Origin of the sequence: Reyranella sp. (genome assembly GCF_965227665.1) — a bacterium.
GTDB lineage: Bacteria > Pseudomonadota > Alphaproteobacteria > Reyranellales > Reyranellaceae > Reyranella.
Genome location: NZ_OZ245767.1, coordinates 3397275 through 3422248, shown reverse-complemented (window position 1 = coordinate 3422248; position 24974 = coordinate 3397275). Strand labels below are relative to the sequence as shown.

At 67.3% G+C, this 24974-nt stretch carries 25 protein-coding genes; 9 read left to right on the top strand and 16 right to left on the bottom strand.

Annotated features, from left to right (window positions below):
• Positions 1–44: 44 nt before the first annotated feature.
• Both ACO07I_RS16455 and ACO07I_RS16450 read left to right on the top strand, forming a co-directional pair.
• Complete coding sequence (locus ACO07I_RS16455) at positions 45–911, top strand: TauD/TfdA dioxygenase family protein (protein ID WP_422009459.1); 867 nt, start codon at positions 45–47, stop codon at positions 909–911.
• A gap of 41 nt (positions 912–952) precedes the next feature.
• Positions 953–2545: an FAD-binding oxidoreductase gene (locus ACO07I_RS16450; RefSeq protein ID WP_422009457.1), complete on the top strand. Its 1593-nt coding sequence runs from the start codon at positions 953–955 to the stop codon at positions 2543–2545.
• A 10-nt stretch (positions 2546–2555) separates the two neighbouring features.
• Here the strand turns inward: ACO07I_RS16450 and ACO07I_RS16445 are convergent, their stop codons facing one another.
• Positions 2556–3032 (bottom strand): hypothetical protein, encoded by a 477-nt coding sequence (locus ACO07I_RS16445; RefSeq protein WP_422009456.1) that lies wholly within the window; start codon positions 3030–3032, stop codon positions 2556–2558.
• Positions 3033–3180: 148 nt separating this feature from the next.
• On the opposite strand from ACO07I_RS16445, the gene ACO07I_RS16440 reads away from it, so the two are divergent.
• Positions 3181–3963, top strand: coding sequence for a hypothetical protein (locus ACO07I_RS16440; protein ID WP_422009454.1), 783 nt, complete (start codon positions 3181–3183; stop codon positions 3961–3963).
• Positions 3964–3974: 11 nt separating this feature from the next.
• Here ACO07I_RS16440 and ACO07I_RS16435 read toward each other — a convergent pair whose 3' ends face one another.
• Entirely contained in the window at positions 3975–5597 is a 1623-nt protein-coding gene (locus ACO07I_RS16435) for a YifB family Mg chelatase-like AAA ATPase (protein WP_422009452.1), read from the bottom strand.
• 161 nt (positions 5598–5758) lie between these two features.
• On the opposite strand from ACO07I_RS16435, the gene ACO07I_RS16430 reads away from it, so the two are divergent.
• Genes ACO07I_RS16430 through ACO07I_RS16420 form a run of 3 tightly spaced genes read left to right on the top strand, consistent with a single transcriptional unit; the run spans position 5759 to position 9273 of the window.
• Entirely contained in the window at positions 5759–6958 is a 1200-nt protein-coding gene (locus ACO07I_RS16430) for an acyl-CoA dehydrogenase family protein (protein WP_422009450.1), read from the top strand.
• Between the two features lie 10 nt (positions 6959–6968).
• A complete protein-coding gene (locus ACO07I_RS16425) occupies positions 6969–8264 on the top strand; it encodes an aspartate aminotransferase family protein (protein ID WP_422009449.1) in 1296 nt (431 codons plus the stop codon).
• A gap of 7 nt (positions 8265–8271) precedes the next feature.
• Positions 8272–9273 carry a phosphotransferase enzyme family protein gene (locus tag ACO07I_RS16420; protein ID WP_422009447.1) on the top strand — a complete coding sequence of 334 codons (1002 nt, stop codon included), beginning with the start codon at positions 8272–8274 and terminating at the stop codon, positions 9271–9273.
• Here ACO07I_RS16420 and ACO07I_RS16415 read toward each other — a convergent pair.
• From ACO07I_RS16415 to ACO07I_RS16385, 7 genes are all read right to left on the bottom strand, one after another.
• A complete protein-coding gene (locus ACO07I_RS16415) occupies positions 9268–9510 on the bottom strand; it encodes a type II toxin-antitoxin system Phd/YefM family antitoxin (protein ID WP_422009445.1) in 243 nt (80 codons plus the stop codon). The two genes, ACO07I_RS16420 and ACO07I_RS16415, sit on opposite strands and share 6 nt — an antisense overlap.
• 281 nt (positions 9511–9791) lie before the next feature.
• A complete protein-coding gene (locus ACO07I_RS16410; RefSeq protein WP_422009444.1) occupies positions 9792–10799 on the bottom strand; it encodes an ABC transporter ATP-binding protein in 1008 nt (335 codons plus the stop codon).
• Complete coding sequence (locus ACO07I_RS16405; RefSeq protein WP_422009443.1) at positions 10780–11763, bottom strand: ABC transporter ATP-binding protein; 984 nt, start codon at positions 11761–11763, stop codon at positions 10780–10782. The genes ACO07I_RS16410 and ACO07I_RS16405 overlap by 20 nt, the downstream gene beginning before the upstream one ends.
• Before the next feature lie 10 nt (positions 11764–11773).
• A complete protein-coding gene (locus ACO07I_RS16400) occupies positions 11774–13471 on the bottom strand; it encodes an ABC transporter substrate-binding protein (RefSeq protein ID WP_422009441.1) in 1698 nt (565 codons plus the stop codon).
• Between the two features lie 32 nt (positions 13472–13503).
• Positions 13504–14403, bottom strand: a complete 900-nt coding sequence (locus ACO07I_RS16395; RefSeq protein ID WP_422009439.1) for an ABC transporter permease — start codon at positions 14401–14403, stop codon at positions 13504–13506.
• Positions 14403–15359 (bottom strand): ABC transporter permease, encoded by a 957-nt coding sequence (locus ACO07I_RS16390; protein ID WP_422009437.1) that lies wholly within the window; start codon positions 15357–15359, stop codon positions 14403–14405. Before ACO07I_RS16390 ends, ACO07I_RS16395 begins: the two co-directional genes overlap by 1 nt.
• Positions 15360–15585: 226 nt before the next feature.
• Positions 15586–16755: a hypothetical protein gene (locus ACO07I_RS16385; RefSeq protein ID WP_422009435.1), complete on the bottom strand. Its 1170-nt coding sequence runs from the start codon at positions 16753–16755 to the stop codon at positions 15586–15588.
• A gap of 59 nt (positions 16756–16814) precedes the next feature.
• On the opposite strand from ACO07I_RS16385, the gene ACO07I_RS16380 reads away from it, so the two are divergent.
• The 3 genes from ACO07I_RS16380 to ACO07I_RS16370 all read left to right on the top strand — a co-directional run bounded on the left by ACO07I_RS16380 (position 16815) and on the right by ACO07I_RS16370 (position 19219).
• A complete protein-coding gene (locus ACO07I_RS16380) occupies positions 16815–18026 on the top strand; it encodes a CaiB/BaiF CoA transferase family protein (RefSeq protein ID WP_422009434.1) in 1212 nt (403 codons plus the stop codon).
• 108 nt (positions 18027–18134) lie between these two features.
• Positions 18135–18521, top strand: a complete 387-nt coding sequence (locus ACO07I_RS16375) for a DUF2946 family protein (RefSeq protein ID WP_422009432.1) — start codon at positions 18135–18137, stop codon at positions 18519–18521.
• Positions 18522–18658: 137 nt separating this feature from the next.
• On the top strand, positions 18659–19219 hold the full coding sequence (locus tag ACO07I_RS16370) for a hypothetical protein (RefSeq protein WP_422009431.1): 561 nt from the start codon (positions 18659–18661) through the stop codon (positions 19217–19219).
• On the opposite strand, the gene ACO07I_RS16365 is transcribed toward ACO07I_RS16370, so the two are convergent.
• From ACO07I_RS16365 to ACO07I_RS16335, 7 genes are all read right to left on the bottom strand, one after another.
• Positions 19212–19745: a response regulator transcription factor gene (locus ACO07I_RS16365; protein ID WP_422009429.1), complete on the bottom strand. Its 534-nt coding sequence runs from the start codon at positions 19743–19745 to the stop codon at positions 19212–19214. The genes ACO07I_RS16370 and ACO07I_RS16365 overlap by 8 nt on opposite strands.
• Entirely contained in the window at positions 19735–20949 is a 1215-nt protein-coding gene (locus ACO07I_RS16360) for an ATP-binding protein (RefSeq protein WP_422009427.1), read from the bottom strand. Before ACO07I_RS16360 ends, ACO07I_RS16365 begins: the two co-directional genes overlap by 11 nt.
• Positions 20950–21039: 90 nt before the next feature.
• On the bottom strand, positions 21040–21201 hold the full coding sequence (locus ACO07I_RS16355; RefSeq protein ID WP_422009425.1) for a hypothetical protein: 162 nt from the start codon (positions 21199–21201) through the stop codon (positions 21040–21042).
• Positions 21198–22262, bottom strand: coding sequence for a hypothetical protein (locus ACO07I_RS16350; RefSeq protein ID WP_422009423.1), 1065 nt, complete (start codon positions 22260–22262; stop codon positions 21198–21200). Before ACO07I_RS16350 ends, ACO07I_RS16355 begins: the two co-directional genes overlap by 4 nt.
• Complete coding sequence (locus ACO07I_RS16345) at positions 22259–23758, bottom strand: c-type cytochrome (protein ID WP_422009421.1); 1500 nt, start codon at positions 23756–23758, stop codon at positions 22259–22261. Before ACO07I_RS16345 ends, ACO07I_RS16350 begins: the two co-directional genes overlap by 4 nt.
• Position 23759: 1 nt before the next feature.
• The gene (locus ACO07I_RS16340; RefSeq protein WP_422009419.1) at positions 23760–24155 is read right to left on the bottom strand and encodes a hypothetical protein; all 396 of its coding nucleotides are present in this window, start codon (positions 24153–24155) and stop codon (positions 23760–23762) included.
• A gap of 84 nt (positions 24156–24239) precedes the next feature.
• Positions 24240–24953 carry an MgtC/SapB family protein gene (locus ACO07I_RS16335; RefSeq protein WP_422009417.1) on the bottom strand — a complete coding sequence of 238 codons (714 nt, stop codon included), beginning with the start codon at positions 24951–24953 and terminating at the stop codon, positions 24240–24242.
• Between the last annotated feature and the right edge of the window lie 21 nt (positions 24954–24974).

Here is a 24974-nt window from a genome sequence, read left to right as displayed (position 1 = left end):
CGCGGCCGGCCGATCATCGCCGCGAGACACGGAGGCGATTTGAAATGAGCGTGACAGTGCGGCCGGTGACCGACGCGATCGGGGCGGAAATTCTCGGCGTCGATCTGCGCAACTTCAGCGACGAGGAGTTCGCCGTCATCGAGCGCGCCTGGTACGCGCATTCGATGATCCTGCTGCGCGGCCAGCAGCTCAGCGACGACCATCTGCTGACCTTCAGCCGCCGCTTCGGCGAACTCGACCCGCCGCCCAACCAGGAACGCGGCCGCATCAGCCCGCCGGGCTATCCCGACATCTATGTCGTCTCGAACGTGCTCGACACCAAGGGCGATCCGATCGGCGCCCTGGGCGACGGCGAGGCGGTCTGGCACACCGACATGAGCTATCTCGACGTGCCGCCCGACGCGTCGATGCTCTACTCGCTGGAAATTCCGCCGACCGGCGGCAACACCTGGTTCACCAGCATGCAGGCGGCCTGCGACGCCCTGCCCGCCAGCCTGCGCGCGAAGATCGAGGGCCGCAGGGTGAAGCACGACGGCACCTATAATTCCGGCGGCTACCTGCGGAAGGGCGTGACGCCCACCGACGATCCGATGGTCGCGCCCGGCGCCTGGCATCCGGCGATCCTGCGCCACCCGGTCAATGGCCGCGCCACGCTCTATCTCGGGCGGCGGCGCAATTCCTTCGTCGAGGGTTACACCAAAGAGGAATCCGACGCGGTCCTCGAAGAGCTGTGGGCGCACGTCACCCAGCCGCGCTTCATCTACCAGCATGTCTGGAAGCTGGGCGATCTCGTGATGTGGGACAATCGCTCGACCATGCATCGCCGCGATCCGTTCGACAAAGCGGCGCGCCGCATCATGCATCGCACGCAGATCAAGGGGACGACGAAGCCAATCGCCTTCGCCGTCTAGAAATCGAAAAGACGACAAATGAAGAAACGACCGGAGGAAACATGCGGCGGCAGAAGAAGTTCTATGCCTGGGGTTATGCCGACGAGGACCTGACCCAGGACGAGATCCGGCCGTGGGAAGCGGAGATCGCCCAGCGTTACGGGCTCTCCGGTTTCGACGTCACGCCGCCGCCCAAGGCCGACGAGATCACGTTGCGCGCCAGCCGCGTCGACGTGTCGTCGGCGCTGCAGCCGATCGTGCGCACCGATCACCTGACGAGGCTGGAGCACAGCTACGGCAAGGCGGGCTTCGACACGCTGCGCATGTTCATGCGCTCCGTGCCCAACCCGCCCGACGCGGTGGCCTTCCCGGAAAGCGAAGAGGACATCGTGAAGGTCCTCGACTGGTGCGACCGCATCGGCGCCAAGGCGATCCCCTATGGCGGCGGCTCGTCGGTGGTGAAGGGCATCGAGCCCTCGGCCGCCTTCGACAAGGTCGTGACCATCTCGACCCGCCACATGGACAAGGTGCTGGAGGTCGATGCGGTGAGCCAGGCCGCGCGCATCCAGGGCGGCATCTACGGGCCGGCGATCGAGGATGCGCTGCGCGACACGCCCTTCACCATGCGCCACTACATGCAGGCCTATCGCTGCTCGACCCTGGGCGGCTGGATCGCCACGCGCTCGGGCGGCCACTACGCCACGCTCTACACCCATATCGACGATTTCGTGGAGAGCACCCGGGTCGTGACGCCCGAGGGCACGCTGGAAACGCGCCGCCTGCCCGGCTCCGGCGCCGGCCCCAGCCCGGACCGGATGTTCATCGGCTCCGAGGGCATTCTGGGCATCATCACCGAGGCCTGGGTGCGGCTGCGCAAGAAGCCGACCTTCCGCGCCTCCGCCAGCGTGCGCTTCCGCGACTTTTATACGGGCGCCGATGCGGTGCGCGACATCACGCAGGCCGGCCTCTATCCCGCCAACTGCCGCCTGCTCGAGGCGCGCGAGGCGCTGCCCGGCATCCCGTGGAGCAACGAGGAGGCCGTGCTGGTGCTGGCCTTCGAATCGCCCGACCATCCGCTCGACGCCTGGATGAAGCGCGCGCTCGAGATCTGTGCCGCCCATGGCGGCGTCGCCGACCGGAGCGACGACGACGAGAACGCCCATCGGTCCGGCGCCGCCGGCGCCTGGCGCAACAAGTTCATCCGCGCACCGCACTACGGCGAGCATGCGGTGGCCCGCGGCATCCTGTCCTCGACCTTCGAGACCGCGATGACCTGGGAGCGCACCCGCGACTTCCACGCGAAGATCACGAAGATCGCCCGGGACACGATCAAGGCGGTGACGGGCCGCGAGGGCACGGTCACCTGCCGCTTCACCCACGTCTATCCCGACGGGCCGTGTCTGTACTTCACCTTCGGCGGCCTGTTCGACCCGAAGAAGGACGCGCTGGCGCAGTTCATGGAAATCCTCTCGACCTGCACCGCCGCCACGGTGGAGCATGGCGGCACGACCACGCATCACCATGCGGTGGGCCGCTTCCACCGGCCGTTCTACGACAAGCAACGGCCCGAACTGTTCGCCCGGGCGCTGCGCGGCGCCAAGCGCGAGCTCGATCCGAAGGGGATGATGAATCCGGGCGTCCTGATCGATCCCTGATCCGCCGGCGTCAGTGCGCCGTCGCGACCGAGCGCGGCAGGAAGAAGAACATGACAAGCACGTGACGGACGAGCAGCAGCGCGCCCACGCCCACGAAGACCAGGCCGGCAGCCACGAGATAGTCGTCGACCTCGCCGGTGTAGATGATGGTGTTGGGAATCTTGATCAGTTCGATGCAGATCTCGGCCATCAGGCCGATGCAGAGCTGGCCGACGCCGTAATTGTGACAGACGTGATCGATCGCCAGCTGCCACTGTTCGTCCTGCATTTCCAGCAGACCGAAGATCTCGCGCAGGGTCTTCCGTTCTTCCAGAACGACACCCCAGCCGATCATGATGATGCCGATCCCGGTGACGATATCCATCTCCTCCTTCATGTCGGGCTTGACCCAGAGTACCTTGGAGACTTCGAACAGAGTGATGAACATCGGGACACAGATCACGAGCGAGATGAGTCCGATCGTGTACCGCGACGTCAGAAGAAGCATGAGCGTACGAATCATGAGGTGGCCTTTGCAGCAGGATCGCCGGCCGGTTACGACCGTGATCACGACCCTAGTCGAGCGCTTTGTTCGCGAGCAATCTCTGATATTGCGCTTGCACTGAAGCGCCGCCCTCAACCGCCGATATCGGATCATGATCGACTGGCTGTACTCTCTTCCCGAGACCCTCGTGCTGGTGGCCGGCGCGCTCCTGATGGCCGGCGCGATCCTCGCCTTGCCGTCGCTGGTGCATCGGCTGCCCTATCTGCGGACCAGCAACGAGAACAACGACTTCGTGCTGCGCATGCAGGCCACGCTCTTCACCATGACCAGCCTGGTGCTGGCCTTCACCCTGGTCGAGGCGGAGAGCAACTTCCGCAAGGCCGATTCCCTGGTGGCGACCGAGGCCTCTCAGATCAACCGTCTCGACCGGCTGCTCAGCCGCTATGGCGGTGACACGACCACGGAGCTCCGGCTGCACCTGTTGGCCTACACGAAGGCGATCGTCGACGACGAATGGCCGGCGATGCTGCGCGGCGAGCGAAGCAGCAAGATACGCTCGACCCTTGGCCCCTTGTCCCGGGGGATCTTCGCCATCGATCCCCGGCCTGGCCGCGAGACCACGATCTACGCCGAGATCCTGAGATCGTTCGACTCCATCGTCGAATCGCGCGACGCCCGACTCAACGCCGTCACGCTCGCCCTGCCGAAACCCTATTGGCAGGTCGTCCTGTTCGCTGTCCTCATGCTGTTGTTCATCACCAGCACGATGCAGCGCAGCGCCTTCCGCGCCTATGTTCTCTCGGCCCAGATGGCCGTGATGGGCGCCTTCATCGGCTTCGTGTTCATCATGGACCAGCCCTTCAAGGGCCAGACCGCCGTGGACGCCCAGCCGCTGCGGCAGACGATCGTCCTGATGGAGAACCGCGACCGGTAGCGGGGCTCGCGTCAGGCCGCCAGCATCGAGCGAGACTGCGGGCGCCGATAGCTCAACGCCTCGGCGATGTGGAGGCGGCGCACGGCGTCGGAGCCGTCGAGATCTGCGAGCGTGCGCGCGACCCTGAGCGTGCGGTGCCAGGCGCGCGCCGAAAGGCCGAGGCGTTCGGCGGCGCGGGCGAGCAGGGCGCGGCCCTCCGCATCGGGTTCGGCAATGGCGGCCAGCAGGGCGCCGTCGGTGTCGGCGTTGCAGCGCGGCTTGGACCAGTTGCGGGCCCGCTCGGCCAGGAGACCGGCGGCCGGGTCGGCTTCGATGGCGACCAGCTTGCCCTTGGCGTCGAGCTTGGCCAGCCGCTCGCGCTGGACGGTTCGGGCCGCGGCGACCCGGGCGGCGATGTCGGCCGAGCTTTCGGCCGGCGGCGGCAGCGCGAGATCGGCGGCGGCGACGGCGGGCACCTCGATGGTGAGGTCGATGCGGTCGAGCAGCGGGCCCGAGAGCTTGGCCTGGTAGTCGGCGCCGCAGCGCGGGCCTCGGGCGCAGGCGCGATTCGGATCCATCAGATGGCCGCAGCGGCAGGGGTTCATCGCGGCCACGAGCTGGAAGCGCGCCGGATAGGTGACGTGCGCGTTGGCCCGCGCCACCGTCACCCGGCCGCTCTCCAGCGGCTGGCGCAGGGCTTCGAGGGTGGCGCGGTTGAACTCGGGCAGCTCGTCGAGGAACAGCACGCCATGATGGGCGAGCGACACCTCCCCGGGCTTGGGCCGCGCGCCGCCGCCGATCAGGGCCTGCAACGTCGCGGAATGGTGCGGATCCCTAAAGGTGCGCCGCCGGCTCAAGCGTCCCTCGCCCAGGTCACCCGCCAGCGAGCGCACCATCGAGGCTTCCAGCGCCTCCTCCGGATCGAGCGGAGGCAGCAGGCCGGGCAGGCGCGCGGCCAGCATCGACTTGCCCGAGCCCGGCGGCCCGATCATCAAGAGGTTATGGCCACCGGCTGCCGCGATCTCGAGCACGCGCTTGGCGCTCTCCTGGCCCTTGATCTCCGAGAGGTCGGGATAGGTCGCGCGATCGTCGGCCATCAGCGCCTCGGGCGCCGGCAGGGTCTGTTGGCCCCGCAGATGGTTGATCAGCGCCAGCAGCGAGGGCGCGGCAATGATCGGCGGCCGCTCGGTGTCCGGAAGGGAATCGAAGCCGCCCCAAGCGGCCTCGCCGCCGCACACCGAAGGGCAGATCACGCCGCGCCCCGCCGCCTGGGCGGCAATCGCCGCCGGCAGCACACCGGGCACCCGGCACAACGAGCCGTCGAGCGCCAGTTCGCCCAGCACCACGAACCCCTCGACGCTCTCGCGCGGCAGCACACCCAGCGCCGCCAGCAGGCCCAGCGCGATCGGCAGGTCGTAATGGCTGCCCTCCTTGGCGAGGTCGGCCGGCGACAGGTTCACGGTGATGCGCTGTGGCGGCAGGGCCAGCCCCAGCGCCCGGAAGCAGGCCCGCACCCGCTCGCGGCTCTCGCCCACCGCCTTGTCCGCCAGCCCAACCACCGCGAAGGCGATGGTCCCCGGCGCCACCAGCACCTGCACATCCACCGGCAACACATCGATGCCCTGGAACGCCACCGTCCGAACCGTCGCCTGCATGTTGAGCTCCCGTCCCGCGCCGGGAACAATTAAAGAACGCATAGTGCATTAGTAAAGCACGCAAAGGTTGCATATTGCTCTGCGGCGCTCCGGCGCCATCCCCGCCCTTCAGCGCGCCGCGACCCGTGCTAGGTTCCCGGCCGCAAACGCGGGAGAGTTTCGTGACGGCCAAGCAGAAGATCGACGACCTCAATTTCACGCCGCCGGCGGCGATCACCGATCTCGCCGCCAAGGTGAAGGACTTCGTCAAAGAGAAGATCATTCCCTACGAGACCGATCCGCGCTGGACGGCGCACGGGCCGACCGACGAATTGCGGATCGAGATGAACGAGCTGGCGAAGGCCGCCGGCGTGTTCGCGCCGCAGGTGCCGAAGGAATATGGCGGCCAGGCGCTGAGCCAGGTCGGCCGCGCCCATGTCTTCGAGGCGGCGGGCTATTCGATCCTGGGGCCGACGGCGATCCATTGCGCCTCGCCCGACGAGGGCAACATCCACCTCCTCGACGTCGTCGCCCGGCCCGACCAGCGCGAGCACTTCCTGAAGCGCATGGCGACGGGCCAGATCCGCTCGATCTTCTGCATGACCGAGCCTGGCGGCGCCGGCTCCGACCCCAGCCTGATGACGACGACGGCGCGGCTGGAAGGCAACGAGTGGGTGATCAACGGCCGCAAGTGGCTGATCACCGGCGCCGAGGGCGCGGGCTGCGCCATCATCATGGCCAAGAACGAGGGCGGCCCGATGGACGGCCACGCCACCATGTTCCTGGCCGACCTGCCCGATCCCGCCATCCGCCTCGAGCGCACGCTCGACACGATGGATTCCTCCTTCACCGGCGGCCACGGCGTGATCGAGATCAAGAACCTGCGCCTGCCGGCCGACGCCGTGCTGGGCGAGATCGGCAAGGGCTTCCGCTACGCCCAGGTCCGGCTCGCGCCGGCGCGCCTCAGCCACTGCATGCGCTGGCTGGGCGCGGCGGTGCGCGCGCAGGACATCGCCACCGACTATGCGCGCCATCGCGTCGCCTTCGGCAAGACGCTGGGCGAGCATCAGGGCGTCTCGTTCATGCTGGCCGACAATCTGATGGACATGAACCAGGCACGGCTGTCGATCTGGCACACGGCGTGGCTGCTCGACCAAGGCGAGCGCGCCTCGAACGAAAGTTCGATGTCGAAGGTGATCTGCTCGGAGGCCTATTTCCGCGTCGCCGACCGCTGCATGCAGATCCTGGGCGGCCTCGGCATCACCCGCGACACCGTGGTCGAGCGCTTCTTCCGCGACTCCCGCGCTTTCCGAATCTACGATGGTCCGTCCGAAGTCCATCGCTGGGCTCTGGGCGCACGCATCGTTTCGGGGAAGATGTAGGACGGAGACCATGAACGCGACGGCATCGGCTGACTCACTCGCAGCACGTCGCGACCGCGCGTTCGGCGCCGGCTCGCCCCTCTTCTACAACACGCCCCTGCACATCGTGCGGGGCCAGGGCGTCGAGCTGTTCGACCCCGAGGGCCGGCGCTACGTCGACATGTACAACAACGTGCCGTGCGTCGGTCACGCCAATCCCCACGTCGCCGAGGCGATGGCGCGCCAGCAGTCCACGCTCAACGTCCACAGCCGCTACCTGCACGAAGGCATCGTGACCTTCGCCGAGCGGCTCGCGGCGCTGCACGGGCCCAAGATCGAGAGCGTGATCTTCTCCTGCTCCGGCACCGAGGCCAACGAGGTGGCGCTGCGCATGGCGCGCATGGCGACCGGCAAGGCGGGCATCGTCTGCACCAACGCGACCTATCACGGCAACAGCGAGGCGGTCGGCAAGATGACGCGCATCGGCAACGGCCAGAACACCGCCGGCGACGTGCGCGCGATCCCCTTCCCCGAGATGCTGCGCCCGCTGGTGCCCGGCGCCAGCGAGGACGAACTCTGCGAGGCCTATCTCGACCGGCTGCGGCAAGTCATCCGCAGCTTCGAGGAGGACGGGACGGGCTTCGCCGGCCTGATCGTCTGCTCGATCTTCGCCAACGAGGGCCTGCCCGACGTGCCGCGTGGATTCATGTCGCGCGCCACGGAGATCGTGCACGCGGCGGGCGGCCTGGTGATCGCCGACGAGGTCCAGGCCGGCTATTGCCGCAGCGGCGTCTGGTGGGGCTACGACGTGCTGGGCTTCACGCCCGACATCGTGGTCACCGGCAAGCCGATGGGCAACGGCCTGCCGCTGGCCGCGACCGCGGCGAGCCGAAAGCTGATCGAAACCTTCCGCGCCGCGACTCGCTACTTCAACACCTTCGCCTCGAGCCCGCTGCAGGCGGCGGTCGGCATGGCGGTGATCGACGTCATCGAGCGCGACCGCTTGGCCGAGAACGTCGCCACGGTGGGCGCGTTCCTGAAAGCGGCGCTGGCCGAGCGCAAGGGCCGCTTCGCGTCGATCGCCGACGTGCGCGGCCACGGGCTGTTCATCGGCGTCGAGATCGCCGGGACGGATGCCGCGCGCGAGCCCGACATGGACAAGGCGGTCGACATCATCAATCGCCTGAAGGATCGCGGCTTCCTCACGAGCAATGCCGGTGCCTACAGGAACGTGGTGAAGATCCGGCCGCCGCTGGTCTTCCAGAAGAGCCATGCCGAGGAATTCATCACCGCCTTCGATGCCACGATGGCGGAAGTCGACGGCTGAGCCCTCGATGGACAACGAGACCGTCGACCGGACGTTTACGCCCGCCGCTCGCGCCGCCCTGAAGGCCTTTGCGATCGACGCGCAGGACCTGACCCTGGTGTCGCTCTCCGAGAACGTGACGTTCAAGGTCACCGACGGCCGGGACGGAAGGGCCTACGTCTTTCGCCTGCACCGGCCGGGCTATCACACGCTTGAGGAGCTGGTTTCCGAGCGGGCCTGGATCCGCGCGCTCGCCGAGGCCGGCATCGACGTCCCCGACGCCGTGATGACGCGCGACGGACAGGACTATGTGCCGGTGACGATCCCCGCCACCGGCGAGCAGCGCTTCGCTGGCCTGGCGAGTTGGACGGAAGGCCGCCTTCTCTCCGACGTGCTCGCCGAAACCGCCGACCAGACGCGCGTCGAGGAGTCCTTCAAGCAGCTCGGCGCCATCACCGCGGCGATGCACAACCAGGCCAGCGCCTGGCGGCCGCCATCGGGGTTCAAGCGCCACGCGCTCGACAGCGACGGGCTGATGGGGATGGCGCCTCACTGGGGCGAATTCTGGGAGCATCGCTCGCTCTCGGCCGGCGAGCGGCGCCTTTTGCTCGATGCCCGCCAGCATATGCACGACATGCTGAGCCGCCTGAGCCAGGACTCGTCCGCTTACAGCCTGATCCACGCCGACATGCACCCGGGCAACATCGTCTTCGACGGCGACCGGCTGACCGTCATCGACTTCGACGACGCAGGCTACGGCTGGCATCAGTACGACATCGCCACCGCGCTCACGCACTGGCAGACCAAGCCGAATGCCGCCGAGATCGAGCGCGCCTTCCTGGCCGGCTATCGCGCCAGCCGCGCCGTCCCCGACGAAGCGCTGAGCCTGATCCCGCAGTTCCGGCTGATCCGCTGGATGGCGACCATCGGCTGGTTCCACCAGCGCCCCGAGGTCAACCGCCCGTCGTCGGTGTTCAAGGAACGGAAGGCCTGGGTCCTCGAACAATGTGCGGCGCTGCAGCTTTCATAAGGATGGTCGGAGCACGATGTTGCTCCGTGGCGGCTCAAACTCCACGTCCCCGTCCATAGCCAGGGCGTCGGCGATGCTGCGGCCGCTGCCGGTAAGCCGGCGATATTCCTGGATCGATAGCAACACATAGACGGGACGGCCTCGGTCGGTGATGAAGACGGGTCCGGCGTCGGCCGCCTTCTTGGCTCGGCGAATGTCCTGGTTGAATTCCCTGCTGGTGAAAGTCGTGATGCTCACGGAAGCCTCCACTAAGCCTTTGTGTCTAGGCTTATACATCTATGCATGGCGGGTTTGATGAGGGGAATTCTGACCCTGCCAGGTCGGCGCAGTTTCACGCCCTTTGTCATCCCGAGCATAGCGAGGGACCTTTATCTATGATCCCAAGGGCCCCTCGCTGCGCTCGGGATGACAATTCTGCCTTGATTGACATCGTGAGCCATTCCTGGCGCGGACGAGACCGTAACGCATCTACCGATCGCGCACCCGAAGCCCATGTGCGCCATTGGAGTGGCGCCCTCCTATGAGTGCAAGTGGCAGGCGACGGCTCGTCCGTCCTCCATCTCCTTAAGCGGCGGATCGACCGCCTTGCAGACGTCCATCGCCTTGGGGCAGCGCGTGTGGAAGCGGCAGCCGGGCGGCGGGCGCATGGCGCTGGGGATTTCGCCGGCGATGATGTCGGCGCCGCGGGCCGCTTCCAGTTCCGGATCAGCGATCGGCACGGCGGCCAGCAGCGCTTGCGTGTAGGGGTGCAGCGGATCCTTGTAGAGCTGGACGCGGGTGGCGATCTCGGCAATCCGGCCGAGATACATCACCGCGATACGGTCGCTGATGTGGCGCACGACGCTGAGATCGTGGGCGATGAAGATGTAGGTGAGGCCGAGCCGCTCCTGAAGCTCCATGAACAGGTTCACCACCTGCGCCTGGATCGACACGTCGAGCGCCGACACCGGTTCGTCGCAGATCAACAACGTGGGTTCGAGGGCGAGCGCACGGGCAATGCCGATGCGCTGGCGCTGGCCGCCGGAGAATTCGTGCGGATAGCGCTCGGCCATGTCGGGCAGAAGGCCGACCATCCGCAGGAGGTCGGCCACGCGAGCGCGGTATTTGTCCTGGTCGGACGCCATGCCGTGGACGACCAGCGGCTCGCCCACGATGTCGGCCACCTTCATGCGCGGGTTCAGCGAGCCGTAGGGATCCTGGTAGACCATCTGCATGCGGCGGCGGATCGGCCGCATGCGCTTGCGGTCATGGCGCGTGATGTCCTCGCCCTCGAACTCGATCTTGCCGTCGGTGACGTCGAGCATGCGCAGGATGGCCAGCCCGGTCGTGGACTTGCCGCACCCCGATTCGCCCACCAGCCCCAGCGTCTCGCCGCGCGCCACGCTGAAGCTCACGCCGTCGACCGCCTTCACCGTGCCGACCTGCTTGCGCAGGATCGCGCCCGCCGTGATCGGGAAATGGATCTTCAGGCCCTCGACCTTGAGAACCGTGTCTGGGCGAATGGCGTCAGGCTGCGAGGCGGTCATGGAAGAAGCACGCTGAGAAATGGTTGGGGGCGCTCTCGACCAGCGGCGGCCGCTCGGCTCGGCAGCGATCGGTCGCCTCCTTGCAGCGCGGCGCGAAAGTGCAGCCCGGCGGCAGGGTGGCAAGATCGGGCGGCTGACCCTCGATCGGCACCAGCGGCCGGTCGGTGTCGCCGTCGAGGCGCGGCACCGAGGCCATGAGGCCGCGCGTATAGGGATGGCGCGGCGTCTTGTAGAGCTGCCGCGCCGGCGCGGTCTCGACGATGCGGCCGCCATACATCACCACGACGCGGTCGGCGTAGCGCGCCACGACGCCGAGATCGTGGGTGATCAGGATCATCGCCGAGTTGGCCTCGCGCGTCAGTTCCTTGAGCAGCGCCAGGATCTGCGCCTGCACGGTGACGTCGAGCGCCGTCGTCGGCTCGTCGGCGATGATGAGCTGCGGCTGGCAGGCCAGCGCCATGGCGATCATGACCCGCTGGCGCATGCCGCCGGAATACTGGTGCGGATAGGACGACAGCCGGCTGCGCCCGTCGGGAATGCGCACCTTGCCCAGAAGCTCCGCGGCCTTGTCGAGCGCCTTGGCCCACACCGTCTTGCGGTGCAGGTTGATAGGCTCGCCGACCTGCATGCCGACCGTCAGCGCCGGATTGAGCGAGCTCATCGGCTCCTGGAAGATCATGGCGATGCGGTCGCCGCGGATCGCGCGGATGCCGGCATCGTCGAGCTTCAGCAGGTCGCGGCCCTCGAAGAGGATCTCGCCCTCCTCGATCTTGCCCGGTGGATCGGGAATCAGGCGCAGGATCGAGAGCGCGGTCACGCTCTTGCCCGAGCCCGATTCCCCGACGATCGCCAGCGTCTCGCCGGCGGCCACGTCGAACGACACGCCATCGACCGCCCGCACCGTGCCGCGCTCGGTGCGGAAGCGGGTCGACAAGTTACGGACGCTGAGAAGCGGAGCGGTCATGGGCTGAGAATCACTTGCCCATCTTCTTCTTCAGGTCCTGATCGACCCACATGCGGGCGTAGATCGGGCCGGGACGGACCGCGCCGGCGCGCAGCTCGCCATTGTAGCCCTTCACCCACGGCCACCACGCCGTATAGATGTAGGGAGTCGGCAGCCAGATATACGGCGTCTTCTCGAGGATCTCGCGCGTCAGCGCCTTGATCATGACCTGGCGCTTGGCCTCGTCCCGCTCGAGGTACATCTCGGCCACCTTCTTGTCGAAGGCCGGGTCGGAATACTGCGACGGGTTCCACACCTCCTTGGTGACGAAGCTCTTGCGGATCGTCGTCGTCGGGTTGGTGTGGCCGTTGTTCATGAAGTAGCCGGGGGCGTTCGTCTTGGTCGTCATCGCCGAGAGGAAGGCCGCATATTCCATCGGCTGGATCTCGAGCTTGACGCCCACCGCCTCGAGATAGGCGGCGACCAGCGGCAGCAGGTCCATGTGGTCGGGATTGCAGGAGCAGACCTGGACCTTGAAGCTGAAGCCCTTGGGGTAGCCCGCCTCGGCCAGCAGCTTCTTCGCCTTGTCGGGATTGAAGGCGTAAAGCTCCTTCACCGATTCCGGCATCGCCTCCAGCGGCTCGAAATAGCCGAGATAGTCGGGGTGCTGCGGGTAGGCGAACAATTCGGCGTTGCCGCCGTAATAGGCCTTCACGATCTCCTGCTTGTTGACCGCCATGTTGAGCGCGCGGCGAACGCGGATGTCGTCGAACGGCTTGGTGTCGACCCGCATCGCCAGGAACTGCCCGCTCATGCCCAGCCAGCGCGACCATTTGAGCTGCGGCGTCGTCTTCTTCAGGTCGTCGGCGGCGCTCCAGCGGATGTTCTCCAGGAGGTCGAGCTTGGCCGTGCGCAGCGCCGTCAGATAGGTCGCCTCGTCCTTGATCGTGCGATAGACGACCTTGTCGAGGAACGGCAGCTTGTACTCGACGCCGTCGATCTTCTCCTTGTCCCAGTAGATCGGGTTCTTCGAATAGGTGTTGGAGCTGCCCTGGACGAAGTCGCTCAGCATGAACGGACCGGTGCCGTTCACATTCTTCCAGTTGGTGGCGCCGGCATCGGCCACTTCCTTCGGCGTGATGGTCGAGTAGTAGCCCCAGCCGAAGCGATAATCCCACTCGGCGTTGAAGTACTTGAAGGTGAAGACGACGGTGTACTTGCCGGTCGCCTCGACCTTCTCGACATGGTCGAAATAGCCCGCGATCTTCTTCGGGCTGTTGACCAGGCGATTGAAGGCGAAGACGACGTCCTCGGCGGTCAGCTCGCGCTCCTTCATGACGCCCGGCTTCTCGGGGAACATCACGCCCTTGCGCAGGTCGATCGTGAGCTTGAGCGGATTGTCGCTCCACACCCACTTCTCGGCGAGCTCGCCGCGGATCGCATCGGAGGGTAGCCAGGCATCGGCATAGAAGGGATACTTGCCGCCGTTGCGCTTGCTCTGGGAGAGGTCGGCGGCGAAGAGCTGTTCGTAGAACTGGCCGGTATCGTGGTTCAGCTTCCAGTTCCAGTCGGCCGGATCGAACGACAGGGCCGACAGCGTAACGTAGACGGTGCCGACTTCCAGCGTGCCGCCATAGTGCGGCTTCTCCTGTTGCGCCTGCGCCGTTCCGGCGAGTGCCAGTCCCAGCGCGCCGGACAGGAGCCCCCTGGCCCACTTCTTCATCGTCATCGTTTCCTCCGCGTTTCTTTTCGTTGGTTTCGTCAGTGTGAGCCCCTCATTCGCGGATCCAGAAGATCGCGCAGGGCGTCGCCGAACATGTTGGTGGCATAGACCACGATGGTGAGGCAGAGGCCCGGCGCCAGCGCGAGCCACGGCCCCTGCAGCATGAAGGTGCGCCCGCTGCCCGACAGCAGGCCGCCCCAGGTCGGTGCTGGCGGCGGCACGCCGAGGCCGAGGAAGGACAGGCCCGATTCGGCCAGGATCACCGTGCCGACGCGGGTGGTGAACAGCACGATCACCGGCGCCATGACGTTGGGCAGGATGTGGCGCCACAGGATGCGGAAGGTCGACGCACCGGTCGATTGCGCGGCATGGACGTACATGTTCTCGCGCACCGACACGACGGCGCCGCGGATGATGCGCGAGCCGGCGATGCCCAGCAGCAGGCCCAGCGTCACGATGATCTGCGGCATGCCGGGCCCGACGACCGACACGACCACGATCAGGATGATGAGGTCGGGGAAACTCATCCAGGCATCGACGAATCGTTGCAGCACCAGGTCGAACTTGCCGCCGAGATAGCCCGAGATGATGCCGAGGAAGACCGAGATGATCGTGGCGATGCCCGCGGCGCAGAAGCCGATGATGACCGAGAGCTGGGCGCCGTAGAGGCAGCGCGAGAGCATGTCGCGGCCGAGATTGTCGGTGCCGAAGGGGAAGGCCCAGGACGGGGGCTTCAGCCGGTTGAGCGGCGAGATCTGGTTCATGCCGTAGGGCGCCAGCACGTCGGCGAAGATCCCGCAGAACAGGAACAGCACGAACACGACCGCCCCGGCGGCGCCCAGCGGCTTCTCCCGGAACAGACGGCCGAGGAAATGCAGCACCGGGCCGCGCTTGCGGCGCGGCGGGACGACGGCCGTGGTTTCGGCGACCGATGCCATCAGCGGTACCTCACCTTTGGATCGAGCAGGCCGTAGCTCAGGTCGACGATCAGGTTGATGACCATCACCGCGACGCCCACGATCAGGAACACGCCGGTGATGATGGGATAGTCGCGCTGGCTGACCGCATCGAGCAGCAGCAGGCCCATGCCGGGAATGACGAAGATCTGCTCCATGATGACGGCGCCGCCGATCAGCAGCGGGGCCTGCAGGCCGATCAGGGTCACCACCGGGATCAGCGCGTTGCGCAGCGCATGCCGCGCCACCACCAGTCTCTCGCCCAGCCCCTTGGCCCAGGCGGTGCGGATGAAGTCCTGGCGCAGCACCTCGAGCATCATGGTGCGCGTGAGGCGCATGGTGATGGCCGAGAGGGCGCAGCCCAGGATGATCGACGGGATGATCATCTGGCTGAGGTTGCCCCACGGATCCTTCGAAAAGGGCACGAACTGGATGGGCGGCGACCATCCCCACCAGATCGACGGGAACACCATCACCATGGTGCCCAGCCAGAAGCTCGGCACCGCCAGCATCAGGATGGAGAAGGAACGCGCCACGTAGTCACCGGGCGTGTCTTGGCGGATCGCCGAGTAGACGCCGATCGGAATGGCGACGAACAGGCCCACGATCAGCGCCATCAGGCCGAGTTCGAAGGTGACGGGCAGGCGCTGCAGGAGCTGCTCGGCGACAGGCGTGTTCTGCCAGAGCGAGCGGCCGAAATCGCCGTGGAAGAGGATGGCGCCGACCCAGCGTCCGTACTGGATCCACATCGGCTGGTCGAGGCCCAGCGCCTGCTCGAGCTGTTCGCGGCCCATCTTGGAGGCCGCGATGTCGTTTTGACTCAGCATCAGGTCGATGACGTCGCCGGGAATCATGCGCACCGTCACGAAAACGATGAGGCTGGCGAAGAACAGAGTCGGAATGAGCGCCAGGACACGGCGCACGATATAGGCCTGCATCAACCCTTCCCGTCGTCAACGCCGGGAAAACCGGCCGAAAGGGCCGGAACGGGCTCATCAGGCAAGAGTTTGGGCGTGAAAAGGCTCACCCTGGTCATTCTCCCGCAAAGACGCTTCCTCGGCCGTCCGTTCATGCGGACGATCCTGTTGGCCACAGGCTGCCGGGATTGCAGGGGAGCTGTCAAATGAAACGGGCGATTGAGACGCTGCCCGTTCAGGATGTCGATCAGGATCCTTGCAGCAGCTTCTTCAAGGCGGCGGCGATCAGATCCGTGGCGAGGGCCGAGGGATGACCGTCATGCGGGATGGCCAGCGTCCTGGGGTCTCTGCCGAACGTCGTGGCGGACTCGCCCACCATCGGCGCGCCGAGCTTGCGCAGGCGTACGAGCGTGTCGACGAGCAGGGGCTGCTCCACTTTCGAATCGCCGTAGCGATGCCGGGTCTGCTCGTCAGGCCAGGAATAGATGATGACGAGGGGCGCGCCGAATTTCTCGCGCGCCTCGGCCTGCAGCTTCGCCATCAAGGCCAGGAACAGCTCGATCTGCTCCTCCTGGCGCTGACGTTGGCCGATCGCCTCGATGAAGGCGAAATGCTGGCCGAGCAGGTAGTGCAGGCCAGCGATGGGATCACGCCAGCGATGCTCGTTGAAGCTCCCGGTATAGCGCAGCTTGCCGTTCTCCAGCACATAGCGCGGCGAGGAGCCGAGCCAGGAGCCGTCGCCCGTGACCCGCTGCAGATGCGCCGGGATGATCCAGGTCACCACCGCCTTGACCTTGCGGTCGGCATAGCGGTCGAGGAGCCCGGCTTCAAAGGCGCGGACGAGGTGGTTGGGTCCGTAGCCCGGCACACCGAGATTGACGCTGCGGGCCGCCGGCGCGTTCTGTTTCACAAACTGCGACGGCATCGTCTCGTCGTCGCTCAGCCCCTGTCCGAAGATGAACGAATCGCCGATGAAAAGGTAGGTGTCGGTCGCGTCCGGCGCCGGCGGCGTCACGCGCGCCGCGGCGGCATCGAAATGATAGGTCTGGCGATAGACGAGTTCGGAGCCCCAGGTGGCGGTGGCGATGACTTCACTGTCGGGTTTCGGACGGAAGCCGAGGATCGGGTCGGGCGGCGGCCACCATTGGGGGATCGTGCGGGTCACGACGCCCATGTTCATGGCCTTCGGCGAGAGCAGGCCGGCGAAGAGGTCGAGCGCCACCAGGCTGAGCGCCAGCGCGGTCGCGAGCAGCGCGGCGCTGCGCCAGCGATTGCCGCGCAACGTGACGACCCCCACGATACCCAGCAGGGCGGCGGCAACGCAGGCCCACAGGGCCGACTGCAGGACGAGCCCGACCGCGAGGATCACGAGCAGAAAGGCGCCTACCAGCCAGAAATTGCGAAACCTGCCGGCCATTGACCTGAAAGCTTTCTCCCCGGATAGGCTGGGTGTAGGCGTTCGAAAGGAAAAACTCAATGAGCGGACCGTTGCCGTTGCAGGGCCTGAGGGTCCTCGACCTGGCCAGCTTCATCGCCGCCCCCGTCGCCACGACGGTGATGGGCGACTACGGCGCCGAAGTCATCAAGATCGAACCGCCCGGCGAGGGCGACCCGCAGCGCAAGCTCGGCCAGGCCCATTCAATTCCGCAGCATCCGGTCAACTTCTGCTGGCACATGACCAACCGCAACAAGCGCTCGGTCGTGCTCGACCTCAAGAACCCGCTGGGACGCGAGGCGTTCGACCGTCTGGTCGCCACGGCCGACGTCATGGTGGTGAACTTCCCGCTGAAGGTCCGCGAGCGGCTGCGCATGCGTTACGACGACGTGAAGCCCGCCAACCCGCGCCTGATCTATGCCTCGCTGACCGGCTACGGCGAGCAGGGCCCGGACGCCGACCAGCCGGGCTTCGACTCGACCGCCTTCTTCGCCCGCTCCGGCCTGCTCGACGCCTTGACCTACGAAGGCGGCCCGCCCGCTTTCTCCCTGCCGGCGCAGGGCGACCAGATGGCCGGCATGAACCTGTTCGCCGCCATCGCCATGGCGCTGCTGCACCGCGAACGCACCGGCGAGGGCAGCGAGGTCGGCACGTCGCTGCATGCGAGCGGCCTGTGGTCGAATGCGATCCTGGCCCAGGGCGCCCTGCTCGGCGCCTATGTTGCGCCGCGCCCGCCGCGTACCAAGCCGCGCAGCGCGCTGGCCAACCAGTACCGCACCTCCGACGGCCGCTGGATCCAGCTCACCATCGTGCGCGAGGACAAGCTCTGGCCCGAACTCTGCCAGGCGCTCGAGCGCACCGACCTGATGGACGACCCGCGCTTCGAGACGACCGAGAAGCGGCGCGCCCACGCCCCCGACCTGGCGGCGATCCTCGATCCCGTCTTTGCGGGCCGTCCCTGGCCCGAATGGAAGGAGCGCCTGCGCCGCCACGAGATCACCTTCGGTTTGCTCGGCGTCCTGCGCGACGTGCCCGACGACGAGCAGGCCGTGGCCAACGGCGCGGTCGTGCAGACTCGACAGGACGACATGCCGCGCGCGATCTCCGCGCCGATCCGAATGTCATTCGCGCCCGAACCGGCAGCGCCCGGGGCTGGGCCGGAGCACGGCGCCCATACCGACGAGGTGCTGCGCGAACTGGGCTACGACCAACAGGGCCTGGACCGGCTGCGCAGTGCCGGCGCACTGGGCTGAACGCCTCGGGCCTGGCTTCGGCTCGCAGGTAGAGGTCGACCGGCCCTGCGACATTGCGCGGGGCGGGCCCGCTTGAGGGGCCTGCCGGGCGGCCTCTAGTATAGCGTCATGGATCGTTCGGGCCCCGTCACCGGCAGGCGCGCGGTCGCGTTTGCCGCGGCCCTGTTCGCGATCACGCTCAATTTCCTCCAGCCGCTCGCCCATGCCGCCCTGCTGGGGGACGGCGGACCGATGACAATGGCCCGCGCCTGGGGTGTGTTCTGCCTGCCGGCTGCCGAGGACGAGACGGAGGGCTCAATCCCGGACGCCGGGAAGATCCATGAATGCTGCCTGGGCCTCGCGCACGCGACGGCGATGGTTGGCCCTTCGACGATCTTCAGCCTCGAACCGCCGGTCGTCCGCGCAGCATCCGTCATGGCCGCCGCCCCCACGGTTGGGACTGCGGGCATACGCGACGGCCCCCACCAGGCCCGCGCCCCTCCCCTCATCGCCTGATCCCGCCGCGGGGCGCCTGCGCGTGCCCGCCGTGCTGCCTGCGACACCACCACGACCTGCCCGGCGAAAGCCGTTCGGAAGGGCGGTCCGTCGATGCCGAGTGCTTCCTTCATTCCAAGATCTCCCAAGGAGAAACCATGTCATCCCTCGACCGCTATCGCGGTGCCGCTTTCGGCATCACCGTCGCCATCAACACCGGCTTGTGCATCCTGATCGGCTTTCTCGTCGGCGGGCTGCGCGGCGCCCAGATCGGCGTGCTGCTCGGCATCGGCCTCGGAGTCCTGCCATCGGCCCTGCGCATCGCCGGCCGCCTGCTCGCCGATCCCCATGGCCTGCCGCGCCTCGTGGGGCGTGCCATCGCCGCTGCCGCCATAACGGCCGGCGCCGCCGCCGTCGGCATGCTGGGCGGCGTCACGACGCTGATCGCCGCCCTGCTGCGCTGGCCGCTGCTGCTCGTGCGCTTCACCGTCGAGATCACCGCGGGTGTGCTGGGTCAGGTACTGGCCGCCATCGGCCGCATCGTCGGCACGCCACTCGGCCTCGCCAACATCGCGGCGCTGGTCGTGATCGCCGTCAATGTCGCCGGCCTCGAATTCGCGGGCCCCATCGCGTTCCTCGGCCTCGGCATGCTGATCCTCGTCCTTCTGGTCAGCGAGAGCGAGACCGAGCTGGAGAGACAGGAGCACCCGATCAGGTGACCCGTCGCTTGGCCAGCTTGCGGGCCAGCGTGCGGCGGTGCAGGCCGAGGCGGCGCGCCGTTTCGGAGACGTTGAAGTCTGTCTCGGCCAGCATCTCGTGGATGCGCTCCCATTCCAGCGTCTTGAGTGAGGTCGGGCGCGTGCCGAGCGGCACGGCGGCGTCGCCGTCGGCCCGTGCAAACGCCGCCTCGATGTCGTCGGCATTGGACGGCTTGGCGAGATAGTGGCAGGCGCCGAGCTTGATCGCCTCGACGGCGGTCGAGATGCTTGCGAACCCCGTCAGCACGACGATGCGCATGGAAGGGTCGAGGGCGGCGAGACGACGCACGCAATGCAGGCCGGAATCGCCGCCGAGCTTGAGGTCGACGATGGCAAAGCCCGGCCGGAAGTCGCGCAACGCCTCGTCGAGCGCCCCTGAGGTCGAACAGGCGCGCACTTCGTAGTCCCGTCGCTCGAAGGAGCGTCGCATCGCGCGCGCGAAGGCCGGGTCGTCGTCGACGATCAGCAGGCGCGGCCTATCCGCCATGGCGAGACTCCAGCGCGAGGCGGGCGAGCGGCAGCCGCACGACGACGCGCCCGCCGCCGCCGGCGCGGTTCTCCGCCCTGACCTCGCCGCCCAGCTTGCGCGCCACGTTGACCAGCAGGAACAGGCCGAGCCCGCTGCCCGGCCGCGTCTTCGTCGTCTGGTAGGGTTTGCCGAAGTGGGCGAGGATCCGGTCGGCGAAGCCCGGCCCGCGATCCTCGACCCTCAACACCGCCGCGTCGCCCTCGCGGCCGAGCGCGATCGATACCCAGTCGGGCGATGCCTCCAGCGCATTGTCGAAGATGTTGGCGATGCCCTGGGCCAGCACCACGTCGGTCGCAATGGCCAGGTCGGGCGCGAAGCGGTTGTCGTAATGCAGGCCGGACGGCCAGCGGCTGGTCCGCCAATCCTCGACGAGGGAATCGAAGAAGCGCGCGACGGTGGTGGGACCCGTGCCCTCGGCCCGCATCTCGCCCGACGAGGACAGGATCTTCGAGACGATCTCCTTGCACCGCAGGAGCTGCTCCTCCATCGCCTCGAGGTCCTCGGCAAGATCGGGATCGGCGGTGAGGGCCGGCATCCTCTGCCAGTCGTTGACGATCACCGAGAGCGTGCCGAGCGGCGTGCCCAGCTCGTGCGCGGCCCCGGAGGCGAGCAGGCCCATGCGCACCACCAGCTCCTCCTCGACCGAGCGCTGGCGCAGCGCGGCGAGACGGGCGTCACGCTCCCGCAGGTTGCGGCCGATGCGGGTGACGAAGAACACGATCAGGCCCGCCGCCAGCACATAGGCGATGAACATGCCCTGCAGGTGGAGACCGAAAGGATCTCCATCATGCCGGTGCGGCAGGTCGAGCGGCCGGCTGAACAGGGTGAGCCCGACGAAGCAGGCCGTGGTCACGCCGACCAGGATCCACGCCGGCCGCGCCTCCAGCAGAACGGCCGCGAGGATGACCTGCAGCAGATAGAGCGAGACAAACGGGTTCGACGCCCCGCCACTCAGATAGAGCTGCGTCGTAAGGGCGGCGACGTCGAGCAGCAGTTCGAGCAGCAGCGCGCCGCCCGTGGTCGATGCGCCGGTGCGATGGCGCAACAGGCTGATCCCATTGAGGACGACCAGGAACAGCACCACCGCCAGCATCGAGGAGAGCGGCAGCGCGACGTGCAGGACGAACTGCACGAAGGCGATGGTCGCGACCTGCCCCAGCACCGCGATCCAGCGAAGCTGGATCAGCAGCAGCAGGTTCTTGCGGTTTGCGGTGTCCTGCGCGGAAATCGTCGCGCTCCTTTCGTGGCCCCGTCACGTCGACAGGAACACGTACAGAAGCGGCAGCCAAACGAAAGTGTTCGTCGCGAGACCCTTCACCGTCTGATAGGCGATCCAGAGCCAGAAATAGCGGCGAATCCAGATCGCGAAGCGGCTGCGGCGCGTTGTCGCCGATACGGATCTCGTCTGGCTCATGGCCGCGCCGGACGTTGCGCCGCGCCGGCGGCGCGGTTGGCCTCGTCGACGCGGCGCATATAGTCCTCGGTCTTGGCGCGGACGAGCTCCCGATGGGGCGCCACGGCAGCCTCGCGATAGACGTGCCGTCCGGCGCCCATCAGCCCGAGCACCACGATCATCAGGCCACAGATCGAGACGAAGCTACCGCCGATACGTGCCGCCGGTCGACGCGTCTCGGCGAACATCAGCAGGGTCATCCAGATCGAGACCAGGATGGCCACGCCGAAGATCCCCATCAGCGTCGCGGGCGTGCCCTGGGTGGTGGGCAGGGTCAGCAGCGCGACCGGCCCGACGAAGAACTGGCCGACGGTCGGCCACAGGGCCCAGCGATAACCGGTTCGCATCAACTCGTCGCGCTGCCAGCCCGTGCCGGCCAGCGCCGCCTCGCTGCGGCGGCGGAACAGCCAGACCATGAGCAGGCCCGTCATCGCCGGGCAGGCCAGCAGGAAATGGGCGTAGCGCGGCAGCACGTTGGGCAACAGGAGTGCCGAGAAGAAGCCCTGCACCGTCCCCCACTTCTCCGGGAACAGCATCAGGTTCACGTTGGTGAGGAAGATCAGTGGGATGAACAGGAAGATCAGGCAGGACGCCGCGCCGATCGCGATGTGGAGCGCCTTGCGGCCCTCCATCGCGTGCCAGAGATACTTGTGCGCATAGGTGAGCAGGAAGGCCACGACCACCAGCGGGACGATCGCGATCCAGAACGTGCCGGTGAGCGCGTTCGCCGTGTAGAAATAGACCGTATAGAGCGTGTTGATGGCCAGCAGCGGCCCGACACCCAGCACGACCGCGATGCTCTTGTTCGCGGTGATCGTCGAGGCGACCTCGTAGGCCAGCCGGTCGTAGCGGCGGTTCTTCAGACCCTTGATCTCGTACCAGACCGAGATCAGCGCACCGCCCACCATGAAGTTCACGAAGGCGATGTGCAGCAGGAAGAAGAACACGAGCACCACGACCAGCAGCGGCTCAGGCGCCGGCATGGGCAGCGGGATGTCGCGGGGAACGGGGATCTGGTTCACTTGCGTGCTCCCTGGTTTGGCGCCACCGGGCCGGAGGCCGCGCCATCGGCGAGCTTCGCCTCGCCCGCGGGGCGAATTGCGACACCCGCCTGCTGCGCGCCCGGAACCGGTGCCTTGTTGCCCTGGAGCTGCTCGAGATAGGTGGCGAGGAAACCCAACTCGTCCTTGTTGCCCGGAAACGGAGGCATATAGGGCTGGGCGTTGTGCATGTTGGCGATGTAGTCGGCCGTGAGATCGGGCGTCCATCGTGCGTCGCCGAACATGCGCTGCAGATGGCCGGCCACACCATTGACGCCGTGCGTCGTGTGGCAGCGCGAGCAGGTGTCCATGAACACGTCCTTGCCCTTCTGCAGACGCGCCAGCGCCGCCGTGCGATCGGCTTCCGGCAGGCTGACCGGGACGAACGTCTTCTCGGCCTCGGTCAGCGGATTGGAGTAGGTCGCGTAGGCCAGCACGCCGTCGCGCTGCAGCAGCGCATAGTCCTCAACCCTCAGCCCGTTGGCGTACATGTACTGGCCGATGATGTAGGGCTTGCGGATGAACTCGCGCACCCGCTCGAAATGGCCGGTCAGCCACAGGATCGCGAGCAAGGGCACCACGGTGGCGACGCGCGGCAACAGGCCCGGCCGCTTGATCGCGATCTGCACGATGACCAGGATCGCAACGACCGTGGCCAGCGCGATCCAGAGGAAGTCGTCGAGCCAGCCGCTGAACTGCAGCGTCAGCGTCGAGACGGCGAGGTTGTCCTTCATCGTCGCCGGCACCACGCTGTAGTACCAGTAGCCGCCCGCAACGACGAAGGGCGCGAAGAGAAGCGTCCAGAGGCCGACCGCGCGCGTCGCCTGGTTGCGGAACGGATCGTCGCGCTTGACGAAGAACGGAATGAGGAAGAGCGCAATGATGCCGGCCATGGCCGCCGCCAGCGGCGTGCGGAAGGCGAGCTGCGGCAGGTACACGGGATTGCCGAAGCCCGAGAGCAGGGTGTTCTCGGACAGCCAGTTGCCCGGATCCATCATGAAGCCGAGGATCGAGACGATGATCGCCATCGTGATCCACGAGAACAGGCCGAGCGCGAAGCCGAGCCGGATGTGCTGCCGCTTGGCCGCGCCCTCGCGCCACGACTTCCAGGTCAGCGTGTAGGCGAGGATCAGGCAGACCTCGGTGATGAAGACCAGCCATTCGACGAACCACGCCCAGAAGAAGACGCGGATCAGGCTGCCGATCGAATAGGGATTGACCAGCGAGACGGACAGCCAGATGCCGACGCCGGTCAGCGCGCCCACGGTCGTGGTCACCAGGAAGCTCACGAACAGGATGCGGTAGGCGAGCCGGTCCCAGCGTGGGTCCTGCTTGCGATGTCCGTACCATTCCATGCAGGCGACCAGCGGCATCATGCCGACCGCCAGCCCGTGATTGATCAGGACGTGCAGGACGGCAATGACGGCGATTAGGCCGCGATTGCCGAAGACGTCGAGATGGAAGACCGGAAAATCCATCTCACGCGGCCTTCGCCCGGGCCGGCGTCTCGTCGGCCGGCAGCGCGAGCATCACCAGCTCGAAGCCGAAGAGCGCGATGCCCGCCAGGTGCAGGATCGATCCCGCCGGAGCGGTCACGGCAAGATGAAGCCCCACCGCACCGAGGGTCAGCGCCGCCGCACCGGGCAGCCAGACAAGTACCCGGTCGAAGGCGGCTCGCGCGCCGGCACCGCGGCGGAAGCTCGCGCGCAAGGCGCCCCGCAGGCCGACGAGGCCGGCCGCGGCGAGGCACGACGCGCCGACCAGCGCGAACAGCGCCGCGCTGTCGACCAGCGCCAGCAGCAGTACCAGCATCGCGATGTTGAGGACGACCGCGCGATAGGGCGCGGCGGCCAGCCAGTCAGAAATGAAGCGCACGATTCCTCCGACGAGAATGGCGCGCACTCTCGTCGGGTGGGCAGGACGGCTGAATTGGACAAAAGGTCCAAGCCGTTACGAAGGTCAGGACTCGGGAATCGTGCGGTCGATCTGCCAGGTGACGCCGGTGACCGTGGGATCGAGGCTGAGGCGGCCCACGATCTGCTCCAGCGCCGCGTCGTTGCGCTTGGCGGCGACGGCCTGCGCCGTCACCGTGACCTTCGACGTGTCGGCGATGTCCTCACTATCGAGACGGCGCAGGCCGAGCCCCGCCTGCGCCAGCGCGTTCAGCAGCAGCGACCGCATCTGCGCCTCCTCGGCGCCGCGGCAGACCACCTCGACGGTATAGTGCGTCTCGGCGTTGCTGCTGGTCACGAGGCGGCTGTTCACGCGCCGTATGAGCGGCCGCAGGACGAGGTTGGTGCCGATCACCATGCCGGCCGCCAGCAGCGCCGGGCCGCCATGCCCCGCCCCCGCCATCGTGCCGACCATCGCCGAGCACCACAGCGTCGCGGCGGTATTGAGCCCATGCACGTTGACGCCCTCGCGCAGGATGACGCCCGCGCCCAGGAAGCCGATGCCGGTCACGACCTGCGCGGCCACGCGCGTCGGATCGCCGGCGCCGACCAGCCCGGAGAAAGTGACGAAGCCCGCCGCGCCCAGCGCCACCAGAGCGTTGGTGCGCAGGCCCGCCATCTTCTGGTGCCATTGCCGTTCGAACCCGATGGCCGACCCCAGCAGCAGCGCCACCCCGAGACGCAGGGCGGTCTCGCCAAGCTCCAGCAGGTCGAAATGCAAGGTTCTGTCCTCCGGCGCCGC

Bases quoted from the DNA above. Each gene is read 5' to 3' on its own strand.
- ACO07I_RS16400 (WP_422009441.1), bottom strand. From the start codon at position 13,471: ATGACGATGAAGAAGTGGGCCAGGGGGCTCCTGTCCGGCGCGCTGGGA.
- ACO07I_RS16370 (WP_422009431.1), top strand. From the start codon at position 18,659: ATGTCATCCCTCGACCGCTATCGCGGTGCCGCTTTCGGCATCACCGTC.
- ACO07I_RS16435 (WP_422009452.1), bottom strand. From the start codon at position 5,597: ATGCAGGCGACGGTTCGGACGGTGGCGTTCCAGGGCATCGATGTGTTG.
- ACO07I_RS16440 (WP_422009454.1), top strand. From the start codon at position 3,181: ATGATCGACTGGCTGTACTCTCTTCCCGAGACCCTCGTGCTGGTGGCC.
- ACO07I_RS16375 (WP_422009432.1), top strand. From the start codon at position 18,135: ATGGATCGTTCGGGCCCCGTCACCGGCAGGCGCGCGGTCGCGTTTGCC.
- ACO07I_RS16455 (WP_422009459.1), top strand. From the start codon at position 45: ATGAGCGTGACAGTGCGGCCGGTGACCGACGCGATCGGGGCGGAAATT.
- ACO07I_RS16345 (WP_422009421.1), bottom strand. From the start codon at position 23,758: ATGGATTTTCCGGTCTTCCATCTCGACGTCTTCGGCAATCGCGGCCTA.
- ACO07I_RS16410 (WP_422009444.1), bottom strand. From the start codon at position 10,799: ATGACCGCCTCGCAGCCTGACGCCATTCGCCCAGACACGGTTCTCAAG.
- ACO07I_RS16405 (WP_422009443.1), bottom strand. From the start codon at position 11,763: ATGACCGCTCCGCTTCTCAGCGTCCGTAACTTGTCGACCCGCTTCCGC.
- ACO07I_RS16450 (WP_422009457.1), top strand. From the start codon at position 953: ATGCGGCGGCAGAAGAAGTTCTATGCCTGGGGTTATGCCGACGAGGAC.
- ACO07I_RS16355 (WP_422009425.1), bottom strand. From the start codon at position 21,201: ATGAGCCAGACGAGATCCGTATCGGCGACAACGCGCCGCAGCCGCTTC.
- ACO07I_RS16395 (WP_422009439.1), bottom strand. From the start codon at position 14,403: ATGGCATCGGTCGCCGAAACCACGGCCGTCGTCCCGCCGCGCCGCAAG.
- ACO07I_RS16390 (WP_422009437.1), bottom strand. From the start codon at position 15,359: ATGCAGGCCTATATCGTGCGCCGTGTCCTGGCGCTCATTCCGACTCTG.
- ACO07I_RS16425 (WP_422009449.1), top strand. From the start codon at position 6,969: ATGAACGCGACGGCATCGGCTGACTCACTCGCAGCACGTCGCGACCGC.
- ACO07I_RS16365 (WP_422009429.1), bottom strand. From the start codon at position 19,745: ATGGCGGATAGGCCGCGCCTGCTGATCGTCGACGACGACCCGGCCTTC.
- ACO07I_RS16420 (WP_422009447.1), top strand. From the start codon at position 8,272: ATGGACAACGAGACCGTCGACCGGACGTTTACGCCCGCCGCTCGCGCC.
- ACO07I_RS16380 (WP_422009434.1), top strand. From the start codon at position 16,815: ATGAGCGGACCGTTGCCGTTGCAGGGCCTGAGGGTCCTCGACCTGGCC.
- ACO07I_RS16445 (WP_422009456.1), bottom strand. From the start codon at position 3,032: ATGCTTCTTCTGACGTCGCGGTACACGATCGGACTCATCTCGCTCGTG.
- ACO07I_RS16385 (WP_422009435.1), bottom strand. From the start codon at position 16,755: ATGGCCGGCAGGTTTCGCAATTTCTGGCTGGTAGGCGCCTTTCTGCTC.